The following is a 10,554-nucleotide window of genomic DNA, read 5'->3' on the forward strand; positions in this document are numbered from 1 at the left end:
ATCATCCGTTCGGTCTTCCTCGGCAAGATCAAGGACGCGTTCGATTCGAACCCCGGCCTGGTCAACCTGCTGCTCGACCCGTTCTTCAAGGACGCCGTCGAAACCGCGCAAGCCTCCTGGCGCCGCGTGATCGTCAAGTCGGTCGAGCTCGGGATTCCGATGCCCGCGATCGGCGCGGCGCTGGCCTATTTCGACGGCTACCGCGCCGCACGCCTTCCGGCCAACCTGCTGCAGGCGCAGCGCGACTATTTCGGCGCGCATACCTACGAGCGCGTTGACAAGCCGCGCGGCGAGTTCTTCCACACCAACTGGACCGGCCGCGGCGGCGACACCTCCGCTTCCACTTACATTGTTTAATCCTCCTCGTCCTCCTTACTCGTTCTCGTCCTCGATGACGGGATTCGAGGACGAGTGTGCGAGAACAAGCTTATGATCAGCAAATTTGGCGAAGCGGTTTCCATTACCAAAGCGCAGCTCCGGGAGCTGGTTTTCGCGGTGCTGGACGGGGCGGGGGAACCGAAGAAGGTGCTCCTGCTGCCGCCCGACCACACGCGGTTGAACTCCATGGCCGGGCCCATCGCGGCGATGGTCTATGAGCGGCTCACGGGCGAGGGCGTCGCGGTCGATGTCCTCCCGACGCTCGGAACCCACAACCCGATGACGGAGGCGCAACTGCGGATGATGTTCGGCGAATCGATTCCACTCGACGCCTTCAAGGTGCACGATTGGCGCAACGACGTCGTCCGCAAGGGACTGATCCCGGGCGAAATGCTTTCGGAGCTTTCCGGCGGGAAAGTCGATTACACCGTCGGCGTCGAAGTAAACAAGATGCTGTTCGACGGCTACGACCTGATTCTATCCATCGGGCAGGTGGTGCCGCACGAAGTGGTCGGCATGGCCAACTACACCAAGAACATCGTGGTGGGCGCGGGCGGCTCGGACATCATCAACAAGTCGCATTTTCTCGGCGCGGTCTGCAACATGGAGACGATTCTCGGGCGGACGGATACGCCCGTGCGCCGGCTGTTCAACCACGCCGTCGATACCTATCTCCCCGATTTGCCGATCACCTACATCCTGACGGTGATGGAGCAGGACTACGATTCCGGCGAGATGCACATGCGCGGGTTTTATTCCAGCGACGATGCCCAGTGCTACAACGAGGCCTGCAAGCTGGCGCGCGCGGTCAACATCACCTTGCTCGACCGCGAGCCCAGCAAGGTGGTGGTCTATCTCGATCCGCACGAATTCCAAAGCACCTGGCTCGGCAACAAGTCGGTTTACCGCACGCGCCTGGCGATTGCCGACGAAGGCGAGCTGATCGTGCTGGCCCCGGCGCTCAAGGAGTTCGGCGAAGACCCAACCATCGACAAGCTCATCCGAAAGTTCGGCTATTGCGGAACGCCCGCAACGCTCAAGGCGGTCGAGGAGGACGAGGAGCTGCGCGCCAACCTCGGCGCGGCGGCGCATCTCATCCACGGTTCGTCGGAGGGGCGGTTCGGCATCACCTATTGCCCCGGCAAGGGCATGACGCTCGACGAAGTCCGATCCGTTGGCTTCCAGGCGGCGGACTTCGAAGAAATGGCCGCGCGCTACAATCCCGATGAATTGAAGGACGGTTGGAACACGCTGCCCGACGGCGAAGAGATTTTCTACATCTCGAATCCCGCGCTGGGGCTTTGGGCCTTTAAGGAAAAGTTTACGCAATAGCAGCCTGCAGAATTTCGCCGAGGGCGCAATGGAGAATCGGACGAGGATGTCCTTCCTTCGCGATCCATGCGGACGTCTGTTCGAAAACGAATTGGAGTTAGGAATGAAAAAATTCATGGACGAGGATTTTCTCCTCCAGACGAAAACCGCGATCAAGCTCTACCACGAGCACGCCGCGAAGATGCCGATCTACGACTATCACTGCCACCTGCCGCCCCGGGAGGTGGCCGAGGACAAGCAGTACGACAACCTGGGGGAAATCTGGCTCGGCGGCGACCACTACAAGTGGCGCGCCATGCGCACCAACGGCGTGGCCGAGGAATTCGTGACGGGCAATGCCCCGTGGCGCGACAAGTTCCAGAAGTGGGCCGAGACGATGCCGCAAACGCTGCGCAATCCGCTCTACCACTGGACGCATCTGGAGCTGCAACGCTACTTCGATGTCGACACCTTGCTGGGCCCCGCGACCGCCGAGGAGATCTACCAGGAGTGCACCGCCAAGCTGCGGACGCCGGAATACAGCGCCAAAAACCTGATGCGCAAGATGAACGTCAAGCTCGTCTGCACAACCGACGACCCGGTCGACGATCTGGCCTGGCACCGGCAGATCGCCGCCGACGGATTCGAAGCCAAGGTCCTGCCGACCTTCCGCCCCGACAAGGCCATGAATTTGTCGGACACCACGGCGTGGCGTGACTACATCGACACCCTTGGTGTTAAATCCAATGTGACGATCGTGCAGCTGGATGCTCTATTGGAGGCGGTCGATCGGCGGCATGCCTATTTCCATTCGGTGGGTTGCCGGCTTTCGGACCACGGCGTGGCGTACGTGCCGGACGCGCAGGCGGGCGCTTCCGAGCTGGAAGCGATTTTCCAAAAGGCGCTGGCCGGCGAGGCCATTGCGCTGGCGGATCGCGAAAAGTTCGAGGCGTGGTTCCTCTATGAAGTCGGCAAGATGAACCACCGGCGCGGCTGGGTGCAGCAGTTCCATGTGGGCGTGTTCCGCAACAACAATTCGCGCCTCTTCAAGGCGTTGGGGCCGGATACGGGCTTCGATTCGATCGCCGACTTCCGCCAGGGCCCGGGGCTGATCCGCCTGTTGGATCGTCTGGATTCGACGAAGCAGCTGGCGAAGTCGATCCTCTACAACATCCATCCGGGCGACAACGAACTCTTCGCCACGATGATCGGCAACTATCAGGACGGCTCGTTCCCGGGCAAGATGCAGTTGGGGTCGGGCTGGTGGTTTTTGGATCAGAAGGACGGCATGGAGAAGCAGATGAACGCGCTGTCGCTGCTCGGCCTGCTCAGCCGTTTCGTCGGCATGTTGACCGACTCGCGCAGCTTTTTGTCGTATCCGCGGCACGAATATTTCCGCCGGATCCTCTGCAACCTGCTCGGCCGCGATGTCGAGAACGGCGAGCTTCCGGCCGACATGGAGTTGCTGGGCCAGATGGTTGAAAACATCTGCTACAACAACGCCGTGGAATATTTCGGCGTCGATCTGTAGCCCGGGGCGCGTCAGGTGGGGTCGACGGGCGGCTTCTTTTTGAATTTGGTGCGGAGCTGTTGGCCCTTGTCGTGGACGAAGTCGGCGGTCTTCGGGAAACGCCGTTCAAGCCAAGCCTTGAACCGGCCGAACAGCGGGACTTCGTCGGCCAGCAGGTAGACGCCGATCAGAACCGTCAGGATCCCCTGGCCGGGCGTGATGAACATGATGAGTCCCGCCACGATGCAAAACCAACCCAGCGCGTGCTTGAGCACGAGTTTCGTGTGCCTGTTCCATAGCAATCGTTTCATGGGACCCTTCCGTCCGGGTGATGGCTGTGAGTAAACTGCGATTGGCCGGAATTGGGAAACCAAAAAACGAATAACCCTGACCCCGTCGCAGCCGGAGCCCAATTTTTACCACCCGCTGCGCGGCGGGCACAAAAAAAACCACGGGCTTTAGTGTGACCTGGCCTCTGGGCCCCAAGTGCCACACTTCCTCACCGGGGCGCCGAAGGGGGGTCGGCGCTGCCCGGTGATTCCGTGGTTTGGGCTCATAGACGCTCTAGCTCTTCCCAGCGTTCAAAACTTTTTTCGAGTTCGTGGGGGATGGCTTCGGCGCGCTCCGTGGCGGCGGCGATTTCTTCCTTCGGTTTTTGGTAGAACGCCGGATCGGTCATCGCGGTTTGAAGCGCTTCCAACTCCGCTTCCAGCGCTTCGATCCGCCGGGGCAGGTGCTTGAGCTCTTCGCGCTCCTTGTTGCTCAGTTTGCGGGTGGCTTTCTTTTTCTCCGCCGGTTTTTGAGGCTTGTTGCCGGATTCCTGTTCGCGGGCTTCCGATCGCTGGCTCAGCCAGTCGTCGTAGCCGCCGGCATATTCGCCGATCCGCCCGTCGCCCTCGAAAACCATGGTATCGGTCACGACGTTGTTCAAAAAGGCGCGGTCGTGGCTGACGAGCAGGAGCGTGCCTTCGTAGGCGGCGAGCAGTTCTTCGAGCAGTTCGAGCGTTTCGATGTCGAGATCGTTGGTGGGCTCGTCGAGCACCAGCACGTTCGAGGCTCGGGTGAACAGTTTGGCCAGCAGCAGGCGGTTGCGTTCCCCGCCGGACAAAATGGAAACCGGCGATCGTGCGCGGTCGGGGGCGAAGAGGAAATCCTGCAGGTAGCCGAGCACATGCTTTTTCTGGTTTCCGATGGAGATGTATTCGTCGGCGGAGATGTTTTCGGCCACGGATTTGGTCTCGTCGAGAATGGCGCGGTGCTGGTCGAAATAGGCCACTTCCAGCTTGGTGCCGTGCTCGATGGTGCCGGTTTTCGGGGCCAACTGGCCGAGCAGCAGTTTGATCAGGGTGGACTTGCCGCAACCGTTGGGGCCGATGATCCCGATCTTGTCGCCGCGCATGATTTCGATGTCGAGATCCCGGACGATCGGTTCGCCGCCGTAGTCATAGGAGACGTTTTTCCCGGTAATCACCTTGCGGCCCGAGACGCCGGCCTCGACCGCCTTCATGCTGACGGTTCCGGTGCGATCGCGCCGGGCGCGGCGTTCGTTGCGCATCTGTTCGAGCGCCCGGACGCGGCCTTCGTTGCGGGTGCGGCGGGCTTTGATGCCCTTGCGGATCCAGACCTCCTCCTGCGCCAGCTTCTTGTCGAACTGCGCCCACTGTTCCGCCTCGCCGTCGAGCAGCGCCTGTTTGCGCTTGAGGTAGGTGTCGTAGTCGCACGCCCACGAATGCAGGTTGCCGCGATCGAGTTCGAGGATGCGGGTGGCCAGCTTGCGCAGGAACGAGCGGTCGTGCGTCACGAAAAAGAGGGTGCCCTTGTAGCGTTGCAGGAAGTTTTCCAGCCATTGGATCGATTCGATGTCGAGGTGGTTGGTCGGTTCGTCCAGCACCAGAATATCCGGTTCGCTCACGAGGGCTTGGGCCAGCAGGGCGCGGCGCTTCTGTCCGCCGGACAGTTCGTCGAACCGGAGGTGGTTTTCGAGCGACACCAAGGAGACCGCTTTGTCGACCGCCTGGTGCGAGACATAGTCGTCGTGCGGATCCTCCAGTCCCTGGAAGACCAGCTCCTCCACGGTGAGCGAAATGTCGGTCGGCACGTTTTGGCGCAGGCGGCGGACCGTCAAACCGGGCTGGCGGATGATTTCGCCCGCGTCCGGTTCGATGTCGCCGTTGACGATCTTGAGCAGCGTCGATTTGCCTTCGCCGTTGCGGCCGACCAGGCAGATGCGCTCGCCGCGCTCGATTTGCAGGGTGGCGTCGTTGAGCAGCGGATGCGCCCCGAAGGCCTTGTGGATATTCTGTAAACTGATTAGAGCCATAGTGTTTGTTGGTTGTTGGTTGATCGGGGCACGTCTTGGCCAGGCCCAACGACTGGCAACCCGCGTTCGTCAACGGGGCTGAAAAGCAGCAGACCGCGCATTCTCCAGATTTTACGCAGGTTGGAAAGGAAGAAAGTTTGTAGTTCCGCCGGCCGGCGGCGCTGGGGTATACATTGCCCATGGCCATCGAGAAATACAGGTTGCCTTTGCTGGAGGTGGAGACGGTGCTGCCGATCCTCAACCGGATCTCGATATTCGGGGGGTTGGACGATGCCCAGCTTTTCACGGTTTTCCGGATGCTCGAAACGGAGCATTACCGCAAAGGCGAGTTTGTTTTCCGGCAAGGCGATCCGCCCGACCATATCCGCATTGTCCGCTCCGGGCGCGTGCGCATCGTTGAAAACGTGGGCGGCACGCCGATGGAGCTGATCGAATTCGATACCGGCGACTGCTTTGGCGAAACGTCGGTGATCGCGATCCAAGTGCATACCGCCGGCGCGTTGGCGGTCGAGGATACGGAGCTGATGATGATTCCTCGCGAAAAACTGTTTGCGCTCTACGATACAGACCCCAAACTGTTTGGCATGTTGATGCTGAATATCGCGCGCGAGGCCTGCCGCCGGCTGAACAAGACGGAAGAGATTATGTTGCACTATGCGTTGAGCGCAAAACCGGGGAAATGGGAATGAAGCTTTGTTTGTGGGTTGTGTCGTTGATCGGGGCGGTTTCCGTTTTTGCGGAGGCGCCGAAGTCGGTCTTGCTGGTGGCGGGGAAGCCGAGCCACGGGCCGGGCGAACATGAATTTACCGCCGGGTGCGATCTGCTGGCCCAGGCGCTCAACGGTTCCGGGCTGGGGATCGCGGCAACCGTGGAGCATGGAGCGTGGCCGGCGGCCGACGCGCTGGCGAACGTCGATGCCGTGGTGGTCTATTGCGACGGCAACAAGCAACACCTCTTGCTCAACAAGGAAGCCGAGCTGCTGGCGCTCTCCGATCGCGGCGTCGGGATCGTTTTCCTGCACTACGCCCTCGACGGCATGCCCGGCCGGCTGGATGACACGCTGATGAAAGTCGTTGGCGGCTACTACGACGACCAGGTCTCGCAAAACCCGCTTTGGACGCTGAAGGATCCGGTGCTCGCCGAACATCCGGTTACGCGGGGCGTAAACCCCTTCGAGCTGAAGGAGGAGTGCTACTACAACCTCAAGTTCGGCGACGTCGAGCCGCTGCTGCAGGCCGTTCCGCCGGGCGAGGAGCGCGCGTACGCGCTGGCCTGGGCCTACGGTGCCAATCGATTCGGGTTCACGGGCGGTCATTTCCATTCCAACTGGGGGCAGCCCGACTACCGCAGGTTCGTGCTCAACGCCATCGTCTGGGCGGCCGGGCTGGAGGTGCCCGAAGGCGGCGTCGAGTCGCCGCAACCGGTGGTGCTGAAATATAAATCCATGCTCCACGCCATCGCCAAGGGCGATCCGGCGGACCTGGCCAGCCACATCGCGCTCGGTGAAGACGTGAATGCCAAGGACGCGCGCGGATGGACCCCGCTGTTGCATGCGGCGGTGCGCAACAAAGCCGAATGCGCCGCGGTGTTGATTGAAAAAGGCGCCGAACTGAACCCGCGCGACGGCACCCAAAAGACGCCGTTGCACTATGCCGCCGACCGCGGCTATCTCGCGTTGGTGAAGCTGTTGGCCGAGAGCGGGGCGGACCTGACCGCCAAGGACGACGAAAGCTGGACGCCGCTGCATAATGCCGCCGAAAAGGACCGGGTCGAGGTCGCCGCCTATCTCATCGCCAAGGGCGCGGCGGTCGATGCGCCCAGCCGCCGCGGCGGTACGCCGCTGCACGAAGCCGCCGCTTCCGCCTCCGCCGATATGATCAAGCTGTTGCTCGAAAGCGGCGCCGACAAAACCATCAAGGCCTCCAACGGAAAAACCCCGCTCGACTATGCCGTCGAACTCGGCAACGAACCGGCTCGGGCGTTGCTGAAATAAGGACGCGCCGCAACGGGATATTAAATCCAGCGTGACGATCGTTACGCTGGATTTAATATCCGAGCGGCACCGTTGCATGAAAAAGGAGAGGGGGTTCCCCGGTTGGATGCCGCGGGCCGCCGCCTTCTAGCTCCTGTCGGAACGCCTCCGCTTGGCAGAGGCCGATTCCCACTTCGCGCGCGATGTAGGAAACCAGCTTCATCTTGCCGGCGAAATATTTTTTGGTGGGGGCGACCTTGCGGGCGGAAAAGCGCGTGAGCCAGTTGTGCGGATAGGCATGGGTGCTGACCGAATAGGCGATGCCCAGGGCGCCCGCATCCACGATTTGCAGGTGGACAACGACATCGTAGCGGCCGAAAAACCGTTTGCCCGTCGCCCAGACGATGTAGTCGAAGGAGTGGTCGTCCGTTTTCTTGCGGTAGAGCTCCTTGATGTCGGTCCGGTGGCCCTTTTCGTTGATGTAGTGGTATTTCCCGCCGCCGTCGTCAAAGACCGGGAAGTCGACTTGTCCGTTTTCCGAGACGGAGCGGGCAAACTCCTCCTGCACGGCCTTGAGCAAATCGGGCTGTTCGAGGGTCTTGCAGGCCGTCTCGAACGGGATGGGCAGCAATTCGCTGGTTCCAAAGCGGATGCACTTTTTCTCCAGCAGCGCCTTCGCCTCGGCATCGTCCAGCAAATCCGCGGTCCCGAGTCCGAAGGAACTCGCGGCCAAAACCAACGCAACCAGCTGTAGCACAAAACGTTTCATGGGGACGCGCATTAGACGTGATTGCTCGCGGGGAGTTCAATGACGGAGTCGATGTTTGTTCGATGGGCGGGGAATTAAACGCGAGGCGTGAAACATGAGTATTGAAACGTGAGGTCACGCCTCACGCCTCACGTCTCAATCGTCACGTTCCTAAATCCCGCCGCCGTTCTTGAAGTTGAGGTGGAGGCCGCACTCCTTGTGCTCGGGGCTTTCCCACCACCAGCGACCGGCGCGCTCGTCCTCGTTGCCTTTGCAGGGGCGGGTGCACGGGGCGCAACCGATGGAGAGGTAGCCCTCGTCGTAGAGGCGGTTGTGCGGTACGCCGTTTTCCTCGACGTAATACCACAGGTCCGGCTTGCTCCAATGGATCAACGGATTCACCTTCACCAATCCATCGTGGACCGGGTCGGTTTCGATGAATTCCAATCCGCCGCGCGTTTGGCTCTGGTCCAACCGGCGGCCCGTAATCCATGCGCGGTAGCCCGCGAGCGCCCGGCCGAGCGGTTCGACCTTGCGGATGCCGCAGCATTCGCGGCGGTTTTCGATGCTCTCCTTGAAGGAAAACAGCCCCTTTTCCGTTTCCAGTTTTTCGACGGTCTCGAAGCGGGGGAACACCCACTCGACCTGGATGCCGTATTTGCGGCGGATCGATTCCGAGCATTCGTAGGTCTCTTCCGGCAAGCGCCCCGTGTCGATCGAAAAGACCCGGACGGGCTTGCCGACCCGGTGCAGCATGTCGAGCAGCACCAGCCCGCCGAGCTGCAAGCTGGTGGCCATGCAGATGTCGCCGCCGAAATGGTCGATCGCCCGCGAAAGCACCTCCAGCGAATCCTTCGGATCCACTCCTTTGAAAAGATGTCGGTATTTGGTCATGGATAAACACTCGCTTCGCTAAAGGTCGCAAAGGACGCCAAGCTCCCCTTTGCGCACTTTGCGGTCTTCTGTAAAAGGTTAGATGCCGCTGGAGAGGAAGCCCTCGGGGTTTTTGTGGAAGTCGCGACCGTCGTAGACGGCGGGGACCACCCCGGTCCGAACCAGAAAGTCGCCGAAGCCTTCGCGCTTGTTGCGCTCCTTGGCATACGTTTCGATCAGCGGTTCGAGGGTTTCGAGGATCTCCTCTTCGCCGATGTTTTCGCGGTAGAGCTTGTTCAGCCGCGTGCCCTTGCCATCGCCGCCGAGCATCAGGTTGTATTTGCCCGGCGCCTTGCCGACGAACGCGATCTCGGCCAGGAAGGGGCGCGCGCACCCGTTCGGGCAACCGGTCATGCGCACCACGATCGGTTGGTCGGACAAGCCGTTTTTGTCGACGATTTGCTCCAGCTTTCCGATCAGGTCGGGCAGATAGCGCTCGGCCTCGGCCATGGCCAGCGAGCAGGTGGGCAGGGCCACGCAGGCCATGCTGTTTTGGCGCAGCACGCTGACCTTGCGCAGCAGGCCGTGCTTCTTCGCCAGCGCTTCGACTTCCGCCTTCTTGCTCTCGTCGACCTGCGCCACGATCAGGTTTTGCGTGGCGGTCATGCGGAAGTCGCCGCCGTGCAGGTCGGCGATCTTCAGCAGACCCTGCAGCATTTGCGGCCCGTCTGGATAGTCCTTGATGCGCCCGTTCTCGATGAACAGCGTCAGGTTCCAGCTGCCGTCGGCGTTTTCGGTCCAGCCGAAGCGGTCGGAGTGCATGGTGAATGCGTAGGGCTTGGCCGGCTCGAACGTAATGCCGGAGCGCTCCTCGACGTGCTTCTTGAATGCCTCCGCGCCCATGCGGTCGATGGTGTATTTCAGCCGCGCGTGCTTGCGGTCGGTGCGGTCGCCGAAGTCGCGCTGGGTGGTGACGAAGGCCTCGGCCACCGGACGGATCTGGTCCGGTTTCACGAAGCCGAAGTTTTTGGCGATCTGGGGGTAGGTGGAGGTTTCGCCGTGCGTGTTGCCCATGCCGCCGCCCGCCAGCACGTCGTAGCCGATCAGCGTACCGTCTTCGACGATGGCCACGAAGCTGAGGTCGTTGCCGTTCACGTCCACGTCGTTGTGCGGCGGGACGGCGACGGCAATCTTGAATTTCCGCGGCAGGTAGGTGTCGCCGTAGATCGGCTCCTGCTCTTCCTTGTAGTCGGCGACCTTTTCCTGATCGAGCCAGATTTCGTGGTAGGCCGCCGTCTTCGGCATCAGGTGCTTGCTGAGCGCCGCCGCGTCGTCGTAGACCTGCCGATGCAACGCCGATTCGACCGGGTTGGTGTTGCAAAGCACGTTGCGGTTGACGTCGCCGCAGGCCGCGATCGAGTCGATCATGGCTTGGTTGATGC

The 10,554-nt window shown here is 61.4% G+C and carries 9 protein-coding genes and 1 pseudogene; 5 read left to right on the forward strand and 5 right to left on the reverse strand.

Annotation, left to right across the window (positions count from 1 at the left end):
* The 3 genes and pseudogenes from ABYO54_RS08210 to uxaC form a co-directional block, all read left to right on the forward strand.
* Positions 1-357 (forward strand): annotated as a pseudogene (locus tag ABYO54_RS08210) (NADP-dependent phosphogluconate dehydrogenase); the annotation flags it as partial.
* Between the two features lie 72 nt (positions 358-429).
* Positions 430-1,710, forward strand: a complete 1,281-nt coding sequence (locus tag ABYO54_RS08215) for a lactate racemase domain-containing protein (protein ID WP_372807766.1) — start codon at positions 430-432, stop codon at positions 1,708-1,710.
* A 103-nt stretch (positions 1,711-1,813) separates the two neighbouring features.
* Entirely contained in the window at positions 1,814-3,220 is a 1,407-nt protein-coding gene (gene uxaC, locus ABYO54_RS08220) for a glucuronate isomerase (protein ID WP_372807767.1), read from the forward strand.
* A gap of 11 nt (positions 3,221-3,231) precedes the next feature.
* Here the strand turns inward: uxaC and ABYO54_RS08225 are convergent, their stop codons facing one another.
* Together ABYO54_RS08225 and ABYO54_RS08230 are read right to left on the reverse strand one after the other, a co-directional pair.
* Positions 3,232-3,510, reverse strand: a complete 279-nt coding sequence (locus ABYO54_RS08225; protein WP_372807768.1) for a PGPGW domain-containing protein — start codon at positions 3,508-3,510, stop codon at positions 3,232-3,234.
* Positions 3,511-3,752: 242 nt separating this feature from the next.
* Positions 3,753-5,519 (reverse strand): ATP-binding cassette domain-containing protein, encoded by a 1,767-nt coding sequence (locus tag ABYO54_RS08230; RefSeq protein ID WP_372807769.1) that lies wholly within the window; start codon positions 5,517-5,519, stop codon positions 3,753-3,755.
* A gap of 179 nt (positions 5,520-5,698) precedes the next feature.
* Here ABYO54_RS08230 and ABYO54_RS08235 point away from each other — a divergent pair, with 179 nt between their 5' ends.
* Both ABYO54_RS08235 and ABYO54_RS08240 read left to right on the forward strand, forming a co-directional pair.
* Positions 5,699-6,208, forward strand: a complete 510-nt coding sequence (locus ABYO54_RS08235) for a Crp/Fnr family transcriptional regulator (protein WP_372807770.1) — start codon at positions 5,699-5,701, stop codon at positions 6,206-6,208.
* Positions 6,205-7,512 carry an ankyrin repeat domain-containing protein gene (locus ABYO54_RS08240; protein WP_372807771.1) on the forward strand — a complete coding sequence of 436 codons (1,308 nt, stop codon included), beginning with the start codon at positions 6,205-6,207 and terminating at the stop codon, positions 7,510-7,512. The genes ABYO54_RS08235 and ABYO54_RS08240 overlap by 4 nt, the downstream gene beginning before the upstream one ends.
* A gap of 52 nt (positions 7,513-7,564) precedes the next feature.
* Here the strand turns inward: ABYO54_RS08240 and ABYO54_RS08245 are convergent, their stop codons facing one another.
* The 3 genes from ABYO54_RS08245 to ABYO54_RS08255 form a co-directional block, all read right to left on the reverse strand.
* Complete coding sequence (locus tag ABYO54_RS08245; protein ID WP_372807772.1) at positions 7,565-8,260, reverse strand: hypothetical protein; 696 nt, start codon at positions 8,258-8,260, stop codon at positions 7,565-7,567.
* A gap of 150 nt (positions 8,261-8,410) precedes the next feature.
* Positions 8,411-9,133, reverse strand: a complete 723-nt coding sequence (locus ABYO54_RS08250) for a phosphoadenylyl-sulfate reductase (RefSeq protein WP_372807773.1) — start codon at positions 9,131-9,133, stop codon at positions 8,411-8,413.
* A 78-nt stretch (positions 9,134-9,211) separates the two neighbouring features.
* Positions 9,212-10,554, reverse strand: a 1,343-nt coding sequence (locus tag ABYO54_RS08255) for an NADPH-dependent assimilatory sulfite reductase hemoprotein subunit (protein ID WP_372807774.1), incomplete at its 5' end; no start/stop codon positions are given.

It is taken from the genome of Pontiella sp., assembly GCF_041622395.1.
Taxonomy (GTDB): Bacteria; Verrucomicrobiota; Kiritimatiellia; order Kiritimatiellales; family Pontiellaceae; genus Pontiella.

Excerpts from the sequence above, each read along its gene's own strand:
- ABYO54_RS08215 (WP_372807766.1), top strand. The coding sequence starts at position 430 with ATGATCAGCAAATTTGGCGAAGCGGTTTCCATTACCAAAGCGCAGCTC.
- uxaC (WP_372807767.1), top strand. The coding sequence starts at position 1,814 with ATGAAAAAATTCATGGACGAGGATTTTCTCCTCCAGACGAAAACCGCG.
- ABYO54_RS08225 (WP_372807768.1), bottom strand. The coding sequence starts at position 3,510 with ATGAAACGATTGCTATGGAACAGGCACACGAAACTCGTGCTCAAGCAC.
- ABYO54_RS08230 (WP_372807769.1), bottom strand. The coding sequence starts at position 5,519 with ATGGCTCTAATCAGTTTACAGAATATCCACAAGGCCTTCGGGGCGCAT.
- ABYO54_RS08235 (WP_372807770.1), top strand. The coding sequence starts at position 5,699 with ATGGCCATCGAGAAATACAGGTTGCCTTTGCTGGAGGTGGAGACGGTG.
- ABYO54_RS08240 (WP_372807771.1), top strand. The coding sequence starts at position 6,205 with ATGAAGCTTTGTTTGTGGGTTGTGTCGTTGATCGGGGCGGTTTCCGTT.
- ABYO54_RS08245 (WP_372807772.1), bottom strand. The coding sequence starts at position 8,260 with ATGAAACGTTTTGTGCTACAGCTGGTTGCGTTGGTTTTGGCCGCGAGT.
- ABYO54_RS08250 (WP_372807773.1), bottom strand. The coding sequence starts at position 9,133 with ATGACCAAATACCGACATCTTTTCAAAGGAGTGGATCCGAAGGATTCG.